This window comes from Streptomyces sp. NPDC005811 (assembly GCF_040630405.1).
Classification (GTDB): Bacteria; Actinomycetota; Actinomycetes; order Streptomycetales; family Streptomycetaceae; genus Streptomyces.
In genome coordinates this window covers 72,418-95,536 of record NZ_JBEXXK010000018.1, presented here as the reverse complement: position 1 = coordinate 95,536, position 23,119 = coordinate 72,418, and the positions used below count along the sequence as shown (strand labels likewise).

Sequence of the window (23,119 nt, the reverse complement as noted above, 5' to 3'; positions counted from 1 at the left end):
GTCGTTGTCCGCCACGGGAGCAAGCGTACGACCGCCCGCGCGTCCTGCCGCGGGCGGTCGTACCAGGTCACCGGCCGTCGGCCGGGTGGGCAAGGTCGTAGGGCCGCAGGTACGGGGTGGGGCGGTAGGCGGTGTAGCGGGCGGGGGTCGTGGGATCGGCCGCCGCCGCCCGGGAGTTGAGCGAGCCGGCGTCCGTCGCCGGCCAGTGACCGGTGGTGAGGCGGTCCTCCAGGGTGTGCAGGGCGGCGAGCTGTTCGGCGGCGCTGAAGGTGCAGTGCCCGGCGTTGTCGGTGTACGCCTGCCGCAGCAGCGCCGACGCTCCGGCGGCGGTGACGGCCCGGCGCAGGGCGCTCTCGGTCTGCACCGGGACCAGGGCGTCGCCGATCGTGTGGACGGAGAGTTGCGGTCTGGTCAGTTTCCCGGTGAAGGAGCTGGTCCGGCTCATCCAGGCGACGGCGTCCGGGTCGGCGCCGATGCGCGGGGCGCGGTTGAGGGCCGCGAGGTCCTTGCGCAGGGACAGCCCCGCCTCCTTGTACAGCGCGGTGACCTCCTTGTGCACGGACGACTCGGCGAGGAGCCGCGCGTAGTCGACGCCGGTGTTCCACGACGGGTTGCCGCCGGCGCGGGCCTCGGCCTCCTGCCGCCGGTTGAAGCCGGCGTTGAGCAGGCCCCGGACGGCCGTGTACTGGTTGGCCTGCTGGGCGTCCCAGTCCGTCGCCGCGGGGCGGGCCTGCGTGGGCTGGTTCCACACGGGGATGTTGTGCAGGGCGGCGGCGAGCGCGATCCGGGCCCGGCCCGGGGCGGTCGTCTGCGCGGAGTCGACCGCCGCGGTCAGCGCGGTCGCCGCGGCGGTGGCGGACTGCTGGTCCGGGAGGTCCACGAGCGGGATGCCGGAGTCCGGGGCGAGCAGGGTCTTCAGGGCGAAGACCGGGTCGAGGGTGTTGTTCCAGTTGGCGACGCCGCCGTGGACGAGTCCGCACAGCGAGAGCGAACCGTCGATGCGCCGCGGGGCGCGCTCGGCGATCGCGGTGGTGACGAGTCCGCCGTACGAGCGTCCCCAGGCGACGGTGCGGGAGGCCGCGCCGAACCGCTCGGTGAAGGCGTCGAGGGTGGCGAGCTGGTCGGGGACGGCGTCGGTGACCGCCCAGCCGGTGCTGGCGTAGGACGAGCCGACGAGGGCGTAACCCTGCTGGAGGAGCAGTGTCTTGGTCGCGTCGTCGGGGGCGTCCTGGGCGGGGTTGGCCGGCCCGGCCGCGTAGCCGTGGCTGAACAGCAGGACCGTGCCGTTCCAGTCGGCGGGGACGTCCATCAGGTACGTCGCCCCGGAGGGGAGCCGGCCCTCCAGCCGGGCCGGTTCGGCGCTCGCCGCCCGGGCCGTGGCCTGCGGTGCGGTGAGTAAGAGCAGGAGCGCTGCCACGGAGGCGGTGCGGGTGCGGATCGTCATGCGGTGATCTCCTGGGTGTGGGGGGCGGAGGAGCTCTCGGCGGGGTCGCCGGAGAGGGACGTACGGCTGGTCTCGTGGACGAAGCACACGGTCAGCGCGGTGACGAGGGAGCCGCCGCAGAGCAGCAGAGCGACCGGGGTGCCGCTGTGGCTGCCGGCGACCAGACCGCCGGCGATCATCGGGGAGAACCCGGCGCCGATCAGGGTCGCGCCCTGGTAGCCGAGGGAGGCGCCGGTGTAGCGGACCCGGGTGCCGAACATCTCGCTGAACAGGGCGCCCAGCGGCCCGTACATCGCGGACTGGGCGATGCCGTGGCCGAGGACCACCGCGAGGATCAGCAGCCCCGGGGACCTCGTGTCGACGAGGGCCATGACGGGGAAGGCCAGCGCCGCCGAGAGGAGGGCGCCGGCGAGCACGACCGGGCGGCGGCCGACCCGGTCGGACAGCGTGGCGACGCAGGGCAGGACGACCAGGGCGACGGCGGCGGAGACCGTGAGCGCGGTCAGTACCTGCGGCCGGGCGTAGCCGATGCCGGTGGCGTAGGCGATCAGATAGCTGGTCAGCAGCGACTGGGCGGTGAAGGCGCCGATGCCGACACCGCAGGCCAGCAGGACCGGGCGCGGCCGCCGCAGGACGTCGAGGACCGGCAGCCGGGACTCGGTGCGCCGCTGCTTCACCTCGGCGAACAGCGGACTCTCCACCACCCGCAGCCGGACGAAGAGGCCGACGCCGAGCAGCAGCACGCTCAGCAGGAACGGCACCCGCCAGCCCCAGGCGGTGAACTCGTCCTTCGGCAGGGTGACGACGAGGGCGACGACGGCGGCGGAGATCAGGGAGCCGAGCGGAGCCCCCATCTGGGTGAAGCCGGACCACAGCCCGCGCCGCCGCTCCCCGGCGTGCTCGACGACCATCAGCGTGGCGCCGCCCCACTCACCGCCGATGGCGATGCCCTGCACCACCCGCAGGGCGATCAGCAGGACCGGCGCCCAGACGCCGATGGTGTCGTACGTCGGCAGCAGCCCGATGAGGAAGCTGGCGCCGCCCATGAGGCCCATCGTGAGCAGCAGCATCGACTTGCGGCCGAGGCGGTCGCCGAAGTGGCCGAAGAGGACGCCGCCGAGCGGTCGGGCGACATAGCCGGCGGCGAAGGTGCCGAACGCGGCGATGGTGCCGACGGCGGGATCGGCGCCGGGGAAGAACAGTTCGCCGAAGACGAGGGCGGCGACCGTGCCGTAGACGAGGAAGTCGTAGAACTCCACGGCGGTGCCGAGCAGTCCGGAGAGGGCGACCCGGCGCAACTGGCGGGCCTGTTCGGGGGAGGGGGTGGGGGACGGGGACATCGCGGTCTCCCTTGAGCGGGGGGAGGGACACCGTGAAGTTAGGCTCTCTGGTGATGGTCGTCAATAAAGTGCACAACATTAATCGGAGGCCGAGGCCGTCAGGCGGGGACCGAGAGTGCCGCGAGGAGGCCGGACAGGGCGGCGGCGGTCTCGGCGAGCGGGAAGCGCGCGCCGAGCAGTCCGTCCGGGCGGACGACGAGACCGGTCGGACCGTCGGGCCGGTACAGCCGGGCGAACTCCCCGCCGGTGTCCCGGTACGCGGCGACGGCCAGGGTGTCGGGCGCCACCGCGGCGGCCTCGCGGGCGAGGACGGCCACGGTCGCCGGCCTCGCCGCCCCCAGCGGTTCCCCGGCGGCGGCGACCGCCTCCGCCGCCTCGGCCAGGTCCCCCGCGTGGGCGGCGTACAGGAGCACGACGAGGCCGGCGCGGCCGCGCAGGACGTCGAGCAGCCGCAGCGGAAAGGCCGCCAGGGGCAGGGTCAGCCCGGCGCAGTCCGGTGCGCGGTCGCCCGGCTGGGGCGCGTCGGCGGGCCCGTACGGGCTTCCCGCGAGCGGGCCGCCCCGGTGACCGACCAGCAGCTGGGCCTCCCGCAGCAGGACGGTCCGAGGGTCGTCGGGGTCGGCCTCGATGCCCTGCGTGGCGTGCCGCACGGTCCGCCCGACCACCTCCTCGCCCACCGGGCGGCGCTCGGCGTCGTACGTCTCCAGCAGCGCGGGCCCGGCCTCCCCCCGGACCACGAGGGCGAGTTTCCAGGCCAGGTTGCCGGCGTCCTGGATCCCGGTGTTCATGCCCTGGGCGCCGGTGGGCGGATGGATGTGGGCGGCGTCGCCCGCGACGAAGACCCGCCCGGCGCCGTACCGGTCCACGATGCGATGGCTGATCCGGAACACCGAGGACCAGCGCAGCCGGGAGAGGGTGGCCGGCTTCGGGGCGAGCCGGTCGACGACGGCCTGGAGATGCGCCAGCCCGGGGGTCCGCCCGCCCTCCAGACCGTGCGCCACCCCGTCGCCCCCGCCGGACGCCCGCGTGGACAGCTCCGGCGGCACCAGCATCGACATGCGGTAACGGCCGGCACCCGGCAGCGGGATGCACACGAGCACATCGTCCGTGCTGCCGTTCTCGGCGCGATGGCTGGACCGCAGCCCGTACCCGTGCGGCAGGTCCCAGTCCGCCTCGACGTCGCCCAGCATGTACTCCTCGGCGAAGGCGTCCCCCTCGAAGGCGAGCCCCAGGCCCTTGCGGACCGTGCTGTGCGCCCCGTCGCAGCCCACGAGATACCCCACCCGCAGCTCCTCCTCGGCACCGGAGGACGTCCGCAGCCGTACGGTCACCCCGTCCGGGTCCTGGCCGAAGGACAGCAGCTCGGTGCCGCGCTCGACGACCGTGCCGAGCTCCGCGAGGTACTCCTCCAGCAGCCGTTCGGTCGTGTACTGCGGCAGCGCGGCGAAACCGTACGGCACCTCGGGCGGCAGCGCCGTGTCGATGCGCGCCGTCTCCCGGCCGTTGACGTGGACGAGCTGGCCGCGCAGCACGGCCGCCGACTCCAGGACCGTACGGGCCAGGCCCATCCGGTCCCAGATCTCCAGGGTGCGCGGCTGGATGCCGACCGCCTTCGCGTACGGCAGCCGGGCCGGCAGCCGGTCGACCAGCCGGCACCGGACACCGTGCCGGACCAGCTCGGCGGCGGCGCTGAGCCCGACCGGGCCCGCCCCCGCGATCAGCACGTCCACGGTCGCTGTGTGCCCCACGGGGAGCCTCCCGGTGTCCGACGGTGGGTCAGTGGTCGGTCGGTGACCGGTCGCCGGTGACCGGTCAGTCGACGGGCCAGGTGTGCACGGGGGCGTTGAGGTGCATGTAGTCGATGTACTGCTGGGTCATCAGCCGCAGCGCCTCATGCCGGTCCAGGTGCGCCGCGCCGATGCGGTGGAACATCTCCTTCTGCCAGACCGCCCCGTTGCGGGCGGTGACACAGCGCTGCTCGATCACGCCGAGCAGCGGCTCCCGCCAGGCCGCGTCCATGCCCGACAGCTCCAGCCCGCGGTGCGCCAGCGGCAGCAGCCGGCGCAGGACGAGCTCCGGCACCGGCACCTCGCCCATGCCCGGCCAGTACAGCGGGGCCTCGATGCCGTGACGGGCGGCGGTGTGCAGATTGTCCTCGGCGGCCTGGAACGACATCCGCGACCACACCGGCCGCTCCTCCTCGACCAGGGCGCGGGTGAGCCCGTAGTAGAACGCCCCGTTGGCGAGGGTGTCGGCGACGGTCGGCCCGGCCGGCAGACAGCGGTTCTCCACCCGGACGTGCGGCTCGTCGTGGGCGACCGCGTAGACCGGGCGGTTCCAGCGGTAGATGGTGCCGTTGTGCAGGGTCAGCTCGCCCAGCTCCGGGATGTCACCCTCGTCCAGGGTCCGGGCCGGGTCCTGCTCGTCGCACAGCGGCAGCAGCGCGGGGAAGTAGCGCAGATTCTCCTCGAACAGATCGAAGACACTGGTGATCCACCGCTCCCCGAACCACACCCGGGGCCGTACGCCCTGCGCCTTGATCTCCTGCGGGCGGGTGTCGGTGGCCTGCTCGAACAGCGGGACGCGGGTCTCGTGCCACAGCTCCTTGCCGAACAGGAACGGCGAGTTGGCCGCCAGCGCGACCTGCACCCCGGCGATGGCCTGGGCGGCGTTCCAGTAACCCGCGAACTCCTGCGGGGAGACCTGCAGATGGAACTGGGTACTGGTGCAGGCGGCCTCCGGGGTGATCGTGTCGGCGTAGGTGCGCAGCCGGTCGACCCCGTCCATCTCGATCCGCAGATCCTCGCCGCGCGCCGCGAACACCTGGTCGTTGAGCAGCCGGTAGCGCGCGTTCTCCGACAGGGTGTCCTCGCCGACGTCCTCCTGGCGCAGGGTGGGCAGGATGCCGATCATGATCAGCCGGGCGTCGGCGGTCCTGGCCCGCTGGTCGGCGTGGTTGAGGGCCTCCCGGATCTCGGACTCCCAGGCGTCGGGGCCGCCCTCCGTGAGCCGCCGGGGCGGCACATTGATCTCCAGGTTGAACCGGCCCAGCTCGGTCGACCACGCCGGGTCCGCGATCGCCTCCAGCACCTCGCTGTTGCGCATCGCCGGCTCGGCCTCGTCGTCGACCAGGTTCAGCTCGATCTCCAGCCCCACCCGGGGCCGCTCCGACACGAACCGCTCCTCGCGCAGCATCTGCGCGAGGACCTCCAGGCACTCCTGCATCTTGATCCGGTAGCGGCGACGGTCCTCTCGGGTGAAGACCAGCGCCGGGACGTCACGCCCCATCGATCCTCCCGGCTGCTCCGAGGACGCCCCTCACCTCCAGCGTCCCACCACCCCCCGCGGCTGACCATGCGAGCGGCCCCGAGGGGCTCCCACCGGCCGCGGGCCTGTGCTTCTCTGGGGGGATGGCTGTGGAGATCGTCTACGAGACGCACGCCACGACGACCGACAACGAGGCCGGGATCGCCACCGGGTGGCTGCCCGGGGAGCTCTCCGAGGCCGGGCGGGCGCAGGCGAGGGAGCTGGGGGCGCGGCGCCGGGACGACGGGATCGACGTCGTCCTCGCCTCCGACCTGCGGCGGGCCGTGGACACCGCGGACATCGCGTTCGCGGGGACGGCGATACCGGTGCGGCACGACCGCCGGCTGCGGGAGTGCGACTACGGCACCTTCAACGGCTGCCGGGTCGCCGACCTCGCGGCGCGCCGCTCCCGGCACATCGACACGCCGTTTCCCGGCGGCCAGAGCTACCGCCAGGTCATCCGGGCGACCGAGGACCTCCTGCGCGACCTGGCAGCCGAGCGGGACGGACAACGGGTCCTGGTCGTCGCCCACTCGGCGAACCGGTGGGCCCTCGCGTGCCTGCTGGGCGGAGCGTCGATCGAGGACCTCGTCGACGCCCCGTTCCGCTGGCAGCCGGGCTGGGAGTACACCCTCGGGACCGGGGCGCGGACCGGGCCACGGTGAGGGTCACTCGGCGTCCGGGCGGGTGCGGAGGTGGTTCTGCGGGTCCCGCAGCGGCTCGGCGTGGTCCGGGTCGGCCAGCATGCGGCGGACCGCGGGCGCCGGCATCCGGACGACGACCGGCTCGGGCAGCGTCACGTCCTGCACGGCCGTCGACCGCCTGCCGGAGCGCACCCGGTCGGTCACCTCCGCCACCACCCGCACGTCCAGCGTGAACTGCACGAGTACCGCTTCGGACTTGGGCTTGTGCAGCGGCAGGGAACCGGACGCGTTCGCCGCCGTCGACGTGGCGCTGCCGGACCCGTCCACGGTCCCGAGGAACTGGTTCATCCGGAACTCGTCGGCGTTCAGCGTGCCCGCGCCGAACAGACCGCGCGCTGCTCTGCCGTGCTCGTTGGCCTGCTGGCCGTCCGCACCCGTCGGGCGGGGCGCGTCCAGCCCGCTTTGCGCCACCGTCTCGAAGGTCATCCTGTCCCCGACGCCCAGCACCCGCCCGGCGCGCAGCCGGGCGTGCAGCGAGGTGCGCAGGTCCTGCCCCGTCGCACCGGTGGCATGGACCGGCGGAAGATCCACCCCTGCCGAGGTCAGCAGGGGCAGGGCCGCGATCAGCCACTCCGTGGACACGGCCTCGCGCAGCAGATGGAACGCCGCCTCGCCGCCGGTGCGGAACCGCGCGTTCCCGCCCGCCCGCTCGACCGCGTCGTCCACCGCCTGCCGCACCCGGGGCGTGCCGGTGAACCCGTTGGCCTGCGCCTCCATCGGCAGCCGGGCCCCGGTGCGCCGCCACGGGCCGAGCCGGTCGGCGCCGCCCTCCGCCGGGTCGGCCGCGCGTCGGCCGGCCTGCTGCGGCGGCACCGGCGCCAGCCGCGAGAGCGCCCGCAGATCGGACTCCAGGACGCGGTGCGTCAGGCTCAGGCCCTCCAGACGCGCCAGCGCGACCCGGCGGTTGCCCGAGAAGATCTGCAGACTCGCCTCGATCGGTACATGCATCCGGGCGGACGGCGCGGCCGACGCCTCGGCGACGGTCTTCACCCCGAGCTGGGCCCGCCCGACGCTCGTCGACCGGCGCGCGTCGCTCGCCGACAGGCCGAGACCGGCGGCCGCCCCGACGCTCTTCACCTGACCGGCGCCGCCGTCCGGCTTCCCGGAACCCGCGAGGACCGCCTCGACGCCCCGGGTGTCGCTCTCGTCGTGGGCGGCGGCCCGCTGCGCGGCGGCGGAGGTGATGTACTCCATGTCCCGGCCGTCGGACGCCGTCTCGAGGAAGCCGCCCCGCCCGGTCCTGCGGATGCCGAACACCGCCCGGTAGGGCCGCTTGCGCCCGTCGAACAGCTCGACGTCCACGCCCCCGTCCATGGCGCTCGACAGCAGACCCGCCGAACCGTCCCGGTCCAGCACCCGCAGCAGCCGCTGCACATTGTCGTTGCGGTCGGTCAGCCGGGTGCGCGGCAGCAGATCGTCGGCGAGGGAGGCCCCCAGCCGGCCGCGGATCCGCTCCAGCAGCGGCACGAAGTCCGGCAGGTCCTCGATCATGCCGAAGCCCAGGGGGAGCGACTGCGCGAGGGCCGGGACGGTGACCGGCGGCAGCAGGGAGGAGCCCGCCGACGCGCCACCGGAGGTCTCCGCGGCACGGCTCCTCCCGGCGGCCTTCGCGCCGCCGTCCCGCTCCGCCGACGAGGTGCCCGACCCGGAGGCGGCCGCGGCACCCCGGCCCTCCTCGCCCGGCACCCTCAGCCCCGTCGCCCGCAGCTGCCGCTCGGTCAGCCACACACCGACGGCCGCCGGTACCGTACGGCCGCCCCGCGCCACGTACGGACTGCCACCGGCCACCGCGACCTCGGCGACCATCCGCACCACCAGGTCGCACCGGACCAGGTACAGCGGGCTCTTGCGCGAGGTGTGCGCGTTGCGTTCGACGGTGCCGGCCAGAGTGGACGCCGTGGTGTCGCCGCTGCCCAGGAAACGGCCGGCCGAGACCCCCTCGGCGATACGCCACTCGGTGCCGTTCTCGGCCCCCGTCAGGCCGCCCTGCGCCGAGACCGTGCGACTCGCGCCCTCCTGGCCCGTCACCTGGTGCCCGCCCAGGACGAAGGTCTCGGTGCCGGCCCCCGTGCCCTGGTGGACGACCCGGGGAGCGGTCAGCGCGAGGCGGGTGCCGACCGCGCCGTTCAGCGCGGCCAGCCGCCGCGCGTACCGCAGGTTCTGCACCACCCAGCCCGCGGAGACGGCCTGCCGCAGCGCCGCCGTCACCGCCTGCGGGGCGAACCGCTCCTCGATCGCCAGCCGGGGGGCCAGCCCCTCCGTCTGGAGCGCCCGGTCCTCCCGTGCCTCCTGGTTGCGGGCGGCCGCCCGTGCGAGCAGCTCGAACGCCAGGTCCCGCAGCGGCTGCCCGTCCCCGACGGTCTCCACCAGCGTCCAGTCCCGGACGGCCCGTACACCCGGCTGCCGCGGGGCGAGCCCGGCCAGGTCGCCGATGCCCGCCGCCGCGAAGCCGGCGGGTGCGCCGGCCGGGCCGGCCGTGCGCGCGGCGGTCGCGGCGTCCAGCCGGCCCTTGGCCTCGCCGTCCAGGGTGAACGCGGTGGGGGTGAGCAGCCGTACGTCCTGCGCGTCGAGGGGCAGCGTCGTCAGCTCCTCGGCCTCGGGCACGTCCCGGCCCGGCGCGCCCGGGGTGAGGGAACGGGCCGTCTTGCGCTGCCGGGTCGTCATCGTCACGCCGACGTTCAGGCTCAGCGAGCCGCCGAACACGCTCGCGTCCTCGGACCCGTTGGTGAGGACATCGGTGCGCAGGGTCGGCCCCGCCTGGCCGCGCCGGGTCGTCGTACGGCCCTTCTCGCCGCGCGCCGACAGCGTGAGGGCGCCCGGGATCAGCCGGAACTGCCCGAGCGCCATCCCGCCGACGCTGCGTGAACTGGCCCGCCCGCTCTGGAGGTTGCTGGTGACACCGGAGTGGCTGCGCACCAGCCAGTCCTTGGTGTCGCCCAGGTGGCCGGTCTCCCGGAGCGAACCGGTCACCTTCAACTGCACGTCGTGGGTGTGCAGACGGGACTTGCGGCGCAGCCTCACCCGGATGCCGGTCGACAGCAACTGGTCCTTGTGAACCCGCAGGTTGGTCTCCGACAGGACGGTGACCAGCTCACGGTAGTTGCGCCGCTGGACCTCCGCCTCCTCCGCGCTCGGCTCACGCGCCCGCGCCTCCTCGCCGAAGGCGGGCAGATAGCCGACGAGCCGGGCGTCCGTGGTGAACAGCTCCCGTACGGCCCGCATCATCGGCGCGGTGTCCAGCCGGCTGATCGCCACACTGGAGCCCATCGCGCCGAAGGGCAGATGCCGTACGGCATGGTCGGTTGCGGCCTCGCCATGGTCGGGGGCGGTCTCGCTCCCGGCCCCCTCCTGCCCGCCCTCGGCGTCCCGCGGGGCCTGCGGCGGCCGCCGGACGAACTCCCCGGCCGTCACCCCCTCCGGCAGCGGCAGCCCCAGCTCCTGGGCCTCGTCGGCGCGCAGGCTGATCCAGACCTGCATGGTGTGCCGGGCCGTACGGCCGCCGCCGCGGGCCCGGGTGAGGGGCGACGAGGGGCCGGTGCCCTCGATCGTGAAGAGCACGGTGCCCAGATAGAGCACCTTGTCGCCGCGCACCTCCGCGCCCTGCCGGCTGGACACGGTCTGCTCGGCCACGCTGAACCGGGTCTGGCGCGCGCCCACCACGGGCATGACCGTGCCCCGGACGGCGGCCGCGTTGCCCAGCACACCGAACCCGCCCGCCGGGCCGACGCCGAAGGCGCCGCCGCGCCCCTTGCCCGCGGTGTCCGTCACCCCGTGCTGCGCCTGCTGGTGGGTGCGGAGCTGGGTCTTGCCGGTGCTCCAGCCGGGGGCCAGCGCGGTGATCGCGGCGTGCATCCGGTAGGTGCCGGTGGTGGTGCCGTCCCGGCTGGTCAGGTCCTCGCCCACGATCCCGTCCCGCAGCAGCCGCGGCAGGTCCTCCAGCACGGTCGCGGTGGCCGTGGCCTCGTACAGCCGGGCCCGGCCGGGGGCGCCGGGCCAGGTCAGCGACGGGTGCAGGGCGGAGGCGACCGCGTCGAACAGCCCGCCGCCGCCCTGGTGCGGTGCCGCGGTGTCGGAGACGGCGAGCGGGGCCATGGAGTCGGCGAGCGACACCGCCCGCGCGGTGTCGGCGGCCACCGGGGCCGGGCGGAGCGCCGGCCCGTCGGCGGCGGGCACCAGATGCTCCACCGGCACCCGCATGGTGAGCGTGCCGGGCCCGTCGAAGTGCTCGGCCTCCCGTGCGCCGTCCTTCATGATCCGCACGCGGTAGCGGACCTTGCGCGGCACCTCGACGGACCCCTTGTCGCTGCGCAGGACGCGCGGCTCCGCGACACTGCGCTGGCTGCGGGAGTCCCGGGAGGACTGGAAGGGCTGGGCGTTGACGGTCGCCGCCCCGCCGACCCAGACGCCCGGCGCCACCGGGGCCATCCCGAACGCGGTGAAGGCGGCGCCCTTCGACGCGGACGAGCCCGTGCTCCCGGCGACCGTGGCGGCCGTGTGGTGCTGCACGTCCACCTTGGTGGCGGCGTCCTCGGGGCCGGGACCCTCCGGGGAGAAGAGGGCGTTCCGGTCGTCGTCGGCGCGCGAGACGCGGACCGTGACGTCGTAGCGGTCCGCGCCGCGCGCACCGGTCACGGCGAAGGCCCGGCCGCTCCCGTAGAAGGACTCGGGCCGCCCGGCGAGTTCGGCGCCGATCTCCGCGACCGTGCCGTCGCGCCGCCCGACGACGTCGGCCAGGGTGGTGGTGACGAACGCGTCGCCGATGAGACCGTACGCCGTGGACAGCCCCGGCGCCGTCATGTCCCGCAGATACGGGGGGAGTTCCAGGGCCCCCTCCTCGACGACGGCCGGCAGCGCGGGCATCGGCGACCGGCCGCGGGCGGCGGACGTCCCCGCCGCTCCCAGGGCCGCGACGGTCGCCGCGTTGCCCGCCGTCTGCTGCAGGCCCAGCAGGGGGTTCGGGCGGCCGTGGCGGCCGGTCGGGCGGGGCGCCGGAGCCGTCAAGGACGTTCGGGAGGTGCCGTGACGGTCGTGGTCCGCCTGAAGTGGATCTCGCACGCGCGTCAGCGTAGGGACGCCCCGCGTCGCCCGCGGGCCGCGCGCCGAGTGTTCAACTGCCGTACGCCCGAGGGTCGTTCACGCCATCGTCAGGCACGCTTCCAGCCTTCGCCGCTCGCCCGGCGCCCCGCTCGGAATGCGCTCCCCCGCGGGCCGTCGCAGACTGGCCGGGTGAGCCGAACGCACACGCGTCGCGGCGAGAGCGCGCTCGGTGCGGGCCGTGCGGCCTCCCAGCCGCTGGCGCTCGCCGCCATGATGTTCGCGGTCGCCATGACCTTCATCGACCAGACGATCGTGTCGATCGCGGCGCCCGACATCGTCTCCGAACTCGGACTGTCCAGCTCCGGCATGCAGTGGGTGGTCAACGCCTACCTGCTGGCCCTGGCCGCGTTCTTCGCCCTCGGCGGCCGCCTCGCCGACCTGTGGGGCCCGCGCCGCGTGGTCGTCGCGGGCACGCTGGTCTTCGTGATCTCCTCGGTGCTGTGCGGCTGCGTCCCCACCGGGGACGCCGCGCTGACCTGGCTGATCGTCTTCCGGGCGACGCAGGGCCTGGGGGCCGCGCTGCTCTTCCCGGCCGCGCTCGCCGTGGTCGTCGCGGTGTTCCCCGTCGAGCGGCGCGGGCGGGCCCTCGCCCTGTTCTTCGGCGTCACCGGCGCCCTCACCGCGCTCGGGCCGCTGCTCGGCGGCTGGCTGACCGACTGGACCTGGCGGGCGATCTTCTGGGTCAACGTCCCCGTCGCGGTCGTCGCGCTGATCCTCACCGCGCTCGCCCGGATCTCCGACCGGCGCCGGGACGAGACCCTCGACGTCCGGGGCGCGCTGCTCATCGCCGTCGGCATGGGCGCGAGCGTGCTCGGCTTCCAGCAGGCCTCGGTCTGGGGCTGGGACAGCGCCGCGACCTGGGCCTGCATCGCCGGCGGGCCGGCCGTCCTGTACGCCTTCTGCCGCCTCGAACTGCGCACCCGCCACCCGCTCGTCAACCTCGCGGTGTTCCGTGACCGCGCCTTCGCCGTGGACGCGCTGGTGCTGTTCTTCGCCATGCTGGCGTTCGTCCCGGTGTTCTTCTTCGCATCCGTGTACGCCCAGGTCTCCCTGAGCGCCTCACCCAACCAGGCGGCCCTCTACCTGCTGTACTTCTTCATCGGCTTCGCCCTCGCCTCCCAGTGGGGCGGCCGCATCCTCGACCGGCGGGGCGCCCGGCCGGCGATGAAGACGGGCTGCGTGGTCGGCGCCGTCGGGTTCGCGCTGTGGGCCGGCAAACTCACGGACCTGTCCATGCACGACCAGTGGCCGTACGCCGCCCTGGCCGGCGCCGGCATCGGCCTCATCCTCGCCCCGGCCTCCACGGACGCGGTCAACCGCGCCATCGACGCCTCCTACGGCGAGGTCACCGGCATCACCCAGACCGTCCGCAACTACGCGGCCAGCGTCGGCCTCGCCGTCTACGGCACGATGCTCACGCACACCATGACCGACCGTGTCGTGGACACCCTGGAGACCCGCGGGGTGCCGTCCGGCACGGCGCACTCCGTCGCCCAGGACGTGACCCAGGCGATCACCGGCAACGCCGACGCGCGCACCCCCACCGGTACCGGCCCGGTCGCGACCACCATGCGGGACGCCATGTCCGCGATCCGGATGGACTTCGCGGAAGCGAACCAATGGGTCTTCTACGGCATGGCCGTCGCCCTCGCCGTCGGCTTCCTCTGCGCCCTGCGCCACCCGGGCGACCGGGCCACCGCAACCACCCCGGAGACCCCCCAGGGGTGACCACGGCGACTGGCCCAGGTCTCCACCGGCAGGTGCGCTCAGCCGCCGGCCCCGTCCGTGAGCATGCGCCAGCCCGGGGCGTAGTTTCCGTGCAGAATCAGTGACGCCGCGCCGATCGCGCCCACCGTGTCGCCGATGACGCTCTGCTCGATCACCACGGGGCGGATGGAGCGGGCCACCGAGGTGCGGTTGACCGCGCTGTCGATCTCCTCCAGCAGGATCGGCTCGATGCCGCGCAGCGCCTCGCCGCCGAGGACGACCCGGCCCACGTCCAGCAGGCTGGCCGCACCGCGCGCGGCCTGGGCGATCAGGCGAGCGGCGCGTCGTACGACGTCCCCGGCGTCGGGATCACCGGCGCGGGCGGCCCGGCGCAGCGCCTTCCAGTCGTCGTGGAGGGAGGCGGGCGCACCGGTCACCCCGATACGGTCGGCGGCGAGGGGGCCGTGCCGCCGCAGCAGGTCGTCGATGATCGCGGCCGGGCTGCAGTAGGGGCCGAGGCAGTCGGTGGCGCCGCAGTGGCAGACCCGGTCGCCGGGCTCGACGGGCATATGGCCGAACTCCCCGGCGTTGCCCGAATCCCCGTGCAGGACCGTGTTGTTGAGGACGATCCCGGCGCCGATGCCGGTCCCCAGGTAGATGAACAGGAAGCTGCCGGCCCGCGCCTCGCCGCCGATCCAGCGCTCGCCTATCGCGGCGGCCGTCGCGTCGTTGTCCAGGGCGACGGGCAGACCGGTGGCCTTGGCGAACATCTCGACGAGCGGCACCCGGTCCCAGCCGGGCAGGTTCGGCGGTCGGACGACACAGCCCGTGGAGCCGTCGATCGGGCCGGGCGCGGCGATGCCGAGGCCCAGCAGCCGGGCCGGGTCCACCGCGGAGCGGACGATCAGCCGCTGCGCCGCACGGGAGACCCGGTCCACGACGTCCTCGGGCACGTCCGGGGCGGTGAGCCGCAGCCGACGGCTGACGATCACCTCGCCCGCCAGGTTCACCAGCACGATCACGGCCGAGTCGGGATCGAGATGGACGCCGACCGCGTACGCGCCGTCCGGTCGGGGGGAGAGCAGCGTCCGGCGCTTGCCGCCGCTGGACGGGGCGTGCCCGGTCTCGGTGACCAGACCCGCGTCGAGCAGCTTGCGGACGACGTTCGACACGGTCTGATTGGTCAGGCCCGTGAGCGCGGCCAGCTCGACACGGCTGACCGCGCCGCGCGTGCGGATGGCGTCCAGCACCACGGCCTGGTTGTAGCCGCCCACGCGCGGCAGATTCGTTCCGCCGAGCGTCGTCACCTGTCCATCACCTGACCCCCGCCTCATGTCCACATCGCGACGTCCCCGCCATCACACCACGCCGCATGGCCGGAAGTTTACATGCCGGAGGCGTTGACTTAGTCCATCCATTGGATTTAGCTGTCGCCCACCAAACCGGGTCGAGGGGACCGGGCGCGCAGGGTGACGCAAGGGAGGCGCCGCCCGCACCGAGCCGGCGCGTCCGCGTCCTACGCGGCTTCCCACAGGTTTTTTCGTTCCGGAGGAAACCCCAGTGCGCTCGAAACTCGCCATCGTCACCGCTCTCACCGCCGCCACCGCCCTCACCGCGACCGCCTGCGGGTCGGGCTCCTCCGGGAGCTCGGGCAAGACCGTCAAGGTCGTCTACTGGCAGAACCTCAACAGCAGCAACAAGCTCCAGGCGAACTACCTCGCCTCGATGGTCAAGGAATTCACCGAGGCCAACCCCGGCACCACCGTGAAGCTCGTCCCCGTCACCGCGTCCGAGAACGACTACTACACCAAGATCCAGCTCATGATGCGGTCCCCCTCGACCGCCCCCGACCTGGTCTACGAGGACACCGCGCTGATCAACTCCGACATCGCGGGCGGCTACCTCAAGCCCCTCGACGCCTACACCGCGAAGTGGGCCGACTGGTCGCAGTACGCCACCGCCGCCAAGGGCGCGGTCACCGGCGCCTCCGACGGCAAGGTGTACGGCGTCCCGGACAACACCGACACCCGCGGGATCTGGTACAACAAGACGCTCCTCGCCAAGGCCGGGATCTCCGTGCCCTGGCAGCCCAAGACCTGGGACGACGTCCTCGCCGCCGCCCGGAAGATCAAGGCGAAGCTGCCCGGCGTCACCCCCATGAACATCTACACCGGCACCGCCGGCGGCGAGGCCTCCTCCATGCAGGGCTTCGAGATGCTCCTGTACGGCACCCCGGCCGGCGACAAGTCCCTCTACGACGCGAGCCAGAAGAAGTGGGTCGTCGGCAGCCAGGGCTTCAAGGACGCGCTGACGTTCGTCCACACCGTCTTCGGCGAGAAGCTCGGCCCCTCCGTGGACCAGGCCCTCGGCGCCAACTTCGGCACCACCGTCGGCACCGAGCTGATCCCCGAGGGCAAGCTCGCCATCGACATCGACGGCTCCTGGATGCCCAACAACTGGGGCTCGACCAGCGCCAAGCCGTGGACCGCCTGGGAGAGCACCATGGGCACGGCGGCCATGCCGACGCAGAACGGACAGGCCCCCGGGAAGACATCGATGTCAGGCGGCTGGGCCTGGTCGATCCCCGCGAAGGCGGGCAACGCCGACCTCGCCTGGAAGTTCCTGGAGTCCATCCAGACCAAGACCAACTCGGCGAAGTGGAACGCCCTCAACGCCACCATCGCCACCCGCACCGACGTCGCCGCCGACGAGACGTACCTGAAGTCCGTCCCCACCAACGAGTTCTTCACCGCCCTCGTCGCCGACACCCACTACCGGCCCGGCCTGCCCGCCTACAACCAGGTCTCCACCGCCATCCAGAAGGCCATGGAGTCCGTGACCACCGGCCAGGCCTCGGTCGACAAGGCCGCCGCCACCTACGACAGCGACGTGGCCGCCGCCGTGGGCGACGACAAGACGGTCAAGGGCACCTCGTGACCGCACTCGCCCCAGCCCCCCGCGGGACCGACGGCCACCGCCGGTCCCGCGGGGTCCCCGCGTCCGTCCGCGGCCTCCTGCGGGGCCTGCCGCTGCTCCCCGCGGTGGTCCTGCTGGTCGTCTTCCTCGCCGGCCCGATCGCCTACTGCGTGTACTACGCCTTCACCGACATGCAGCTGACCGGCGCCTCCGGCACCCACTTCACCGGCTTCGACAACTTCACCCGCGCCTTCCAGGACTCCGACTTCCTCAACTCCGTACGCCTCACCCTGGTGTTCGTGATCGGCTCCGCGGTCGTCGGACAGAACACCCTCGGACTGGCCCTGGCCGTCCTGATGGAGAAGGCGTCCAAGCCGGTCCGCTCGCTCACCAACGGCGTGGTCATCGCCGCCTGGGTGCTGCCCGAGGTCGTCGCCGGCTATCTGATGTACGCCTTCTTCTACGACCAGGGCTCCCTCAACTCGCTCCTCCAGACCCTGCACCTGCCGCGGCAGAACTGGCTCTACACCGCGCCGATCCTCGCGGTCTGCCTGGCCAACGTCTGGCGCGGCACCGCCTTCTCGATGATGGTCTTCTCCGCCGCCCTCAACGACGTGCCGAGAGAACTCGTCGAGGCCGCCGAGATGGACGGCGCGGGCCCCTGGCAGCGGCTGTGGCGGGTCACCCTGCCGGTCATCCGGCGGTCGATCCTCACCAACCTGATGCTGATCACGCTCCAGACGCTCTCCGTCTTCGGCCTGATCTACACCATGACCCGCGGCGGCCCCGGCAACAAGAGCGAGACCCTCCCCGTGTTCATGTACCAACAGGCGTTCCAGAACAGCCTCATCGGCTACGGCACCGCCATCGCGCTCGTCCTGCTCGTGGTCGGCGCCCTGTTCTCCGCCGTGTACATCCGGCTGCTCCGACTGGAGGACGAGTGATGGCCGTCGCCGTCAAGACGCCCACCGGCTCCGCCCGCCGCGGCCGGACCGCCCCCCGTCCCGCGTCCCCGCGACGCCGCTCCCGCCTCGGCCGGCTCGGCGTGAACCTCGTCCTGCTCGCGGTGTCGGTGACCTACGTCCTGCCCCTGCTGTGGATGGCCCTCGCCTCCGTCAGCAACCTCAACACCTTCCGGCTGAAGTGGCCCGACACCTTCGCCCTCGACAACTTCGACGCCATCCTGAACGTCGACACCACCTACCGGCCCATGCTCAACAGCCTGCTCCTGTGCGGCTTCGGCACCCTGATCACGGTCGTCGTCTCGATCCTCGCGGCCTACCCGCTGTCCCGCTACCGCTCCCGGCTGCGCCGCCCGTTCCTCTACACGATCCTGTTCTCCACCGGACTGCCCATCACCGCCGTGATGATCCCGGTCTACAGCATGTTCGTGCAGGTGAACCTGATCGACTCGATGCCCGGCACGACCCTGTTCCTGGCCGCCTCCGCGCTGCCGTTCGGGATCTGGCTGATGAAGAACTTCATGGACGGCGTGCCGATCGTCCTGGAGGAGGCGGCCCGCATCGACGGCGCCAACGCGATGCAGGTGCTGTGGCGGGTCGTCCTGCCGCTGATGCGCCCCGGCGTCACCGTGGTCACCATCTTCACCTTCATCGGCATGTGGGGGAACTTCTTCGTCCCCTTCATCCTGCTGCTGTCCCCGGAGAAACTCCCCGCGTCCGTCGGCGTGTTCACCTTCCTCAGCGCCCACGACCAGACGCAGTACGGACAGCTCTCCGCCTTCTCGCTCATCTACTCGCTGCCCGTCGTCATGCTCTACCTGCTGCTCTCCCGCAAGCTCGGCGGCGGCTTCGCCCTCGGCGGCGCCCTCAAGGGATGAGCACCCCTTCCACGACCCCCCACGGAGAAGACAGCCATGCACAACGACCGTGAACTCACCGAGCAGCGACTGCGCCGGGTGCTCGACGAGCGCATACGGCCCGCCGTCCACGCCCGCTCGGTCCCGCTGCACATCGAGGTCTGGGACGTCCCCGGCGAACCCGTGCCCGTGCAGGAGGGCCTCACCGCCCCCTACCGCCCCGCCCGGACGGGCGACCGGTGGGGCCCGGCCTGGACGACGAGCTGGTTCAAGGTGAGCGGCACGATCCCCGCCGACTGGGCCGGACTCCCCGTCGAGGCCGTCCTCGACCTCGGCTTCGCCACCCACTCGGCCGGCTTCTCCGCCGAGGGGCTCGTCTACCGCGCCGACGGCACCGCCGTGAAGGCCCTCAACCCCCGCAACACCTGGCTGCCGGTGACCGGTTCCGCCGCCGGGGGAGAGGCGTTCACGGCGTACATCGAGGCCGCCGCCAACCCGGTCGTGATGCACACCGCCCCCGGCGAACTCACCTTCGGCCCGACCTCGGTGGGCGGCCGCGCCCCCTGGCTCGGCGACCCGGCCGCCGACCCGGGCGAACCGCTCTACCGGCTGCGGCGGCTGGACCTCGCCGTCGTCGACCGGCCGGTGTACGAACTCGTCCAGGACCTCGACGTCCTCGACCAGCTCATGCGGGAACTCTCCCCCGACTCACCGCGCCGCTGGCAGCTCCTGCGCGCCGCCGAACAGGCCCTGGACGCCGTCGACCTCCAGGACATCGGCGCCGGCGCGGCCGCCGCCCGCGCCGCCCTGGCCCCCGCCCTCGCGGCCCCGGCGCACGCCAGCGCCCACCGGGTCTCCGCCGTCGGCCACGCCCACATCGACACGGCCTGGCTCTGGCCGCTGCGCGAGACCGTCCGCAAGGTCGCCCGCACGGTCTCCAACGTCACCCAGCTCATGGACGACCACCCGGAGTTCAAGTTCGTCATGTCCCAGGCACAGCAGCTCGCCTGGCTCAAGGAACACCGGCCCGAGGTCTACGCCCGCGCCCAGGAGAAGGCCAAGACCGGGCAGTTCCTGCCCACCGGCAGCCTCTGGGTGGAACCCGACACCAACATCAGCGGCGGCGAGGCCCTGGTCCGCCAGTTCGTCCACGGGAAGCGGTTCTTCCTGGAGGAGTTCGGCGTCGAGACCGAGGAGATGTGGCTGCCCGACACGTTCGGCTACAACGCCGCCCTGCCGCAGCTGATGAAGCTCGCCGGGGTGCGCTGGTTCCTCACCCAGAAGATCTCCTGGAACACCACCAACAAGTTCCCGCACCACACCTTCTGGTGGGAGGGCATCGACGGCACCCGGATCTTCAGCCACTTCCCGCCCGTCGACAGCTACAACGGCGAACTCTCCGGCGCCGAAGTCGCCCACAGCGTAAGGAACTTCCAGGACAAGGCCGGTTCCAACAGCTCCCTCATCCCCTTCGGCTACGGCGACGGCGGTGGCGGCCCCACCCGCGAGATGCTCTCCCGCGCCGCCCGCCTGGCCGACCTGGAGGGCTCCGCCCGCATCGCCGTCGAGGGACCCGCCGACTTCTTCCCGCGCGCCCACGCCGAGTACGAGGCGGCCGGCGGCGCCCCCGTCTGGTCCGGCGAGCTGTACCTCGAGTTCCACCGCGGCACCCTCACCAGCCAGCTCGCCACCAAGCAGGGCAACCGGCGCAGCGAACACCTCCTGCGCGAGGCAGAGTTGTGGGCCGCGACCGCCGCCGTACGGCACGGACACCCGTATCCGTACGACGCCCTGGACCGCCTGTGGAAGACGGTCCTGCTCCACCAGTTCCACGACATCCTGCCCGGCACCTCCATCGCCTGGGTACACCGGGAGGCCGAGGAGACCTACGCCGCCGTCGCCCGGGAACTGGAGGACCTGATCGACGCGGCCCAGGGAAGCCTCGCGGACGACGGCGAGGGCACCCTGGTCTTCAACGCCGCCCCGCACGCCCGCGCCGGGGTCGCCGCCCTCGGCGCCGCGCCCCGCGCCGACGACCCCGCCGCCCCCGTGCGCCCGCGCGCCACCGACGACGGCCTCGTCCTCGACAACGGGCTCGTCCGTGTCACCGTCGACACCGACGGCCTGATCACCTCCGCCCGCGACCTCACCGCCGACCGCGAGGCCCTCGCCCCCGGCGCCCGCGCCAACCTCCTCCAGCTCCACCAGGACTTCCCCAACCAGTGGGACGCCTGGGACATCGACGCCTTCTACCGCAACTCCGTGCGCGACCTCACCGAGGCCGACTCGGTCACCGCCGGCGAGGACGGCGCCGTACGCGTCGTCCGGTCCTTCGGCGCGTCCCGCGTCGAGCAGACCCTCACCCTCCCCGCGGGCTCCCGGCGCCTGCTCGTGGACACGGTCGTCGACTGGCACGAGAGAGAGAAGCTCCTCAAGGCCGCCTTCCCGCTGGACGTCCGGGCCGCGCACTCCACCGCCGAGATCCCCTTCGGCCACGTCGACCGCCCCACCCACACCAACACCAGCTGGGACGCCGCCAAGTTCGAGGTCTGCGCCCACCGCTTCCTGCACGTCGGCGAACGCGACTGGGGCGCCGCCCTCGTCAACGACTCCACCTACGGCCACGACATCACCCGGGACGTCCGCCCCGACGGCGGCACCACCACCACGGTCCGCCTCTCCCTGCTGCGCTCCGCCCGCTTCCCCGACCCCGACCAGGACCAGGGCGTCCACCGGCTGCGCTACGCCCTGCTGATCGGCGCCGACCTCGCCGACGCGGTCCGCGAGGGCTACCACCTCAACCTCCCCGAACGCACCCGGCCCGGCCGCACCCCGGTCGCCCCCCTGGTCACCGTCGACCACCCGGGCGTGGTCGTCGAGGCCGTCAAACTCGCCGACGACCGCAGCGGGGACGTCGTCGTCCGGCTCTTCGAGGCCCACGGGGTCCGCGCCCGCGCCACCCTCACCCCCGGCTTCCCCCTCGCCTCCGCCGAGACCACCGACCTGCTGGAACGCCCCCTGCCCGACCCGGCGAGCCATCAGGCCGCCGACGGCGAGGTCCGCCTCTCCCTGCGCCCCTTCCAGATCCTCACCCTCCGTCTGCGCCGCTCGGCCGGACCCGATGTCAGTGGTGCCTGACACACTCGGCCGTATGACCGAGACCCCCGCACCGCTGCACTACGCACCGAGGTGGAGCGACGACGACCGCCCCGCCCCTCCGTCCACGGGGTGCGAGCGGGAGACCCTGAGCGCGGTCCTGGACTGGCACCGGGCGACCTTCGCGCTCAAGTGCTCCGGCCTGACGCAGGAACAGCTGAACGACAGGGCGGTCCCGCCGTCCGCCCTGTCCCTGCACGGGCTGGTACGGCATCTGGCGGGCGTCGAACGCTGGTGGTTCCGCATCCAGTTCGCCGGCGAGGACGTCCCCCTGCTCCACTACTCCGACGACGACCCCGACCAGGACTTCGAGGCACTGGACGGCGAGGCGACCGAGGACCTCGCGGTCTGGCGGGAGGAGTGCGAGCGCTCCCGGCGGATCACGGAGGCGGCGGCCTCCCTGGAGGAGACCGGCACCCGCAGGAGCACCGGTGAGCCGGTCTCCCTGCGCCGGATCCTCGTCGACATGATCGCGGAGTACGCCCGGCACAACGGCCACGCGGACCTCCTGCGGGAACGCCTCGACGGAGCGACGGGCCTGTGATCACCTCGCCCACGGCCGAGGACCGGGCCGAGGCGGTGGTGGGCGAGGTGCTCGACACGACGGCGGTCGGCGCGGACGGCGAGCCGCCGTAGGCTGTACCGCGTGTCGTCCTCCCGCCTCCGACGCGTCGCCGTCCTCGTGCTCGAAGGCGCCAAGCCGCTCGACGTCGGCATCCCCGCCCAGGTGTTCACGACCCGCGCCAGCATGCCGTACGAGGTCCGGGTGTGCGGAGCCGAACCCGGCCTGGTAACCGGTGGCGACGGGCTGTCGTACCACGTGGCCCACGGTCTGGAGGCCCTGGAGTGGGCCGAGATCGTCTTCCTCCCCGGCTACCGCTCCCCGGACCGCGAGGACCCGCCCCCGCGGGTCGTCGACGCCCTGATCGCCGCCCACGCCCGCGGCGCCCGGCTCGCCGCCATCTCGACCGGGGCCTTCGCGCTCGCCGCGACCGGCCTGCTCGACGGCAGACGCGCCACCACCCACTGGCACTACACCCGGGCCCTCGTGGCGAAACACCCGCTCGTACGGGTCGACGAGAACGTCCTGTTCGTGGACGAGGGCAGCGTCCTCACCTCGGCCGGTGCCGCCTCCGGCATCGACCTGTGCCTGCACATCCTCCGTGGCGACCTCGGTGTCTCCGCCTCCAACCACGCCGCCCGGCGGCTGGTCGCGGCGCCCTACCGCAGCGGCGGCCAGGCCCAGTACGTACCGCGCAGCGTGCCCGAGCCCCTGGGTGAACGGTTCGCCGCCACCCGTGAATGGGCCCTGCACCACCTCGGCGAACCCCTCACGCTCGACACCCTCGCCCGGCACGCGGCCGTCTCGGCGCGCACCCTCTCCCGCCGCTTCGTCGAGGACACCGGCTACACCCCCATGCAGTGGGTGATGCGCGCCCGGATCGACCGCGCCCGTGAACTGCTGGAACGCTCCGAGCGCGGTGTCGAGCAGATCGCCGGCGACGTCGGCCTCGGCACCGGCTCGAACCTGCGGCTGCACTTCCAGCAGATCCTCGGGACCACCCCCAGCGAGTACCGGCGCACCTTCACCCGGGGCGAGTAGCACCTCCCCGCGGCGCCTGGCGAGATC

General features: G+C 73.3%; 14 protein-coding genes. 8 read left to right on the top strand and 6 right to left on the bottom strand.

Features of this window, described 5'->3' with window-relative positions; genetic code table 11:
- Positions 1–67: 67 nt before the first annotated feature.
- The 4 genes from ABZ490_RS20770 to ABZ490_RS20755 form a co-directional block, all read right to left on the bottom strand.
- Positions 68–1,444 (bottom strand): prolyl oligopeptidase family serine peptidase, encoded by a 1,377-nt coding sequence (locus ABZ490_RS20770; protein ID WP_358992015.1) that lies wholly within the window; start codon positions 1,442–1,444, stop codon positions 68–70.
- The gene (locus ABZ490_RS20765; RefSeq protein ID WP_358992013.1) at positions 1,441–2,784 is read right to left on the bottom strand and encodes an MFS transporter; all 1,344 of its coding nucleotides are present in this window, start codon (positions 2,782–2,784) and stop codon (positions 1,441–1,443) included. The genes ABZ490_RS20770 and ABZ490_RS20765 overlap by 4 nt, the downstream gene beginning before the upstream one ends.
- A 98-nt stretch (positions 2,785–2,882) precedes the next feature.
- A complete protein-coding gene (locus tag ABZ490_RS20760) occupies positions 2,883–4,532 on the bottom strand; it encodes an FAD-dependent monooxygenase (protein ID WP_358992011.1) in 1,650 nt (549 codons plus the stop codon).
- Between the two features lie 64 nt (positions 4,533–4,596).
- The gene (locus tag ABZ490_RS20755) at positions 4,597–6,072 is read right to left on the bottom strand and encodes a glutamate-cysteine ligase family protein (protein ID WP_358992009.1); all 1,476 of its coding nucleotides are present in this window, start codon (positions 6,070–6,072) and stop codon (positions 4,597–4,599) included.
- Between the two features lie 122 nt (positions 6,073–6,194).
- Between ABZ490_RS20755 and ABZ490_RS20750 the strand changes: the two genes are divergently transcribed.
- Positions 6,195–6,755, top strand: a complete 561-nt coding sequence (locus ABZ490_RS20750) for a histidine phosphatase family protein (RefSeq protein WP_358992007.1) — start codon at positions 6,195–6,197, stop codon at positions 6,753–6,755.
- A 3-nt stretch (positions 6,756–6,758) separates the two neighbouring features.
- Here the strand turns inward: ABZ490_RS20750 and ABZ490_RS20745 are convergent, their stop codons facing one another.
- Complete coding sequence (locus ABZ490_RS20745; protein ID WP_358992005.1) at positions 6,759–11,849, bottom strand: hypothetical protein; 5,091 nt, start codon at positions 11,847–11,849, stop codon at positions 6,759–6,761.
- A 252-nt stretch (positions 11,850–12,101) separates the two neighbouring features.
- Between ABZ490_RS20745 and ABZ490_RS20740 the strand changes: the two genes are divergently transcribed.
- The gene (locus ABZ490_RS20740) at positions 12,102–13,619 is read left to right on the top strand and encodes an MFS transporter (RefSeq protein ID WP_358992187.1); all 1,518 of its coding nucleotides are present in this window, start codon (positions 12,102–12,104) and stop codon (positions 13,617–13,619) included.
- Between the two features lie 38 nt (positions 13,620–13,657).
- On the opposite strand, the gene ABZ490_RS20735 is transcribed toward ABZ490_RS20740, so the two are convergent.
- Complete coding sequence (locus ABZ490_RS20735; RefSeq protein ID WP_358992003.1) at positions 13,658–14,905, bottom strand: ROK family transcriptional regulator; 1,248 nt, start codon at positions 14,903–14,905, stop codon at positions 13,658–13,660.
- A gap of 253 nt (positions 14,906–15,158) precedes the next feature.
- Here ABZ490_RS20735 and ABZ490_RS20730 point away from each other — a divergent pair, with 253 nt between their 5' ends.
- The 6 genes from ABZ490_RS20730 to ABZ490_RS20705 all read left to right on the top strand — a co-directional run bounded on the left by ABZ490_RS20730 (position 15,159) and on the right by ABZ490_RS20705 (position 23,092).
- The gene (locus ABZ490_RS20730) at positions 15,159–16,535 is read left to right on the top strand and encodes an extracellular solute-binding protein (protein ID WP_358992001.1); all 1,377 of its coding nucleotides are present in this window, start codon (positions 15,159–15,161) and stop codon (positions 16,533–16,535) included.
- Positions 16,536–16,612: 77 nt separating this feature from the next.
- Positions 16,613–17,458 carry a sugar ABC transporter permease gene (locus tag ABZ490_RS20725; RefSeq protein ID WP_358992185.1) on the top strand — a complete coding sequence of 282 codons (846 nt, stop codon included), beginning with the start codon at positions 16,613–16,615 and terminating at the stop codon, positions 17,456–17,458.
- Complete coding sequence (locus tag ABZ490_RS20720; protein ID WP_358991999.1) at positions 17,458–18,354, top strand: carbohydrate ABC transporter permease; 897 nt, start codon at positions 17,458–17,460, stop codon at positions 18,352–18,354. Before ABZ490_RS20725 ends, ABZ490_RS20720 begins: the two co-directional genes overlap by 1 nt.
- A gap of 36 nt (positions 18,355–18,390) precedes the next feature.
- Positions 18,391–21,471, top strand: a complete 3,081-nt coding sequence (locus ABZ490_RS20715) for a glycoside hydrolase family 38 C-terminal domain-containing protein (protein WP_358991997.1) — start codon at positions 18,391–18,393, stop codon at positions 21,469–21,471.
- 13 nt (positions 21,472–21,484) lie between these two features.
- Positions 21,485–22,033, top strand: coding sequence for a DinB family protein (locus tag ABZ490_RS20710; RefSeq protein ID WP_358991995.1), 549 nt, complete (start codon positions 21,485–21,487; stop codon positions 22,031–22,033).
- A gap of 102 nt (positions 22,034–22,135) precedes the next feature.
- Positions 22,136–23,092 carry a helix-turn-helix domain-containing protein gene (locus ABZ490_RS20705; protein ID WP_358991993.1) on the top strand — a complete coding sequence of 319 codons (957 nt, stop codon included), beginning with the start codon at positions 22,136–22,138 and terminating at the stop codon, positions 23,090–23,092.
- Positions 23,093–23,119 lie beyond the last annotated feature (27 nt).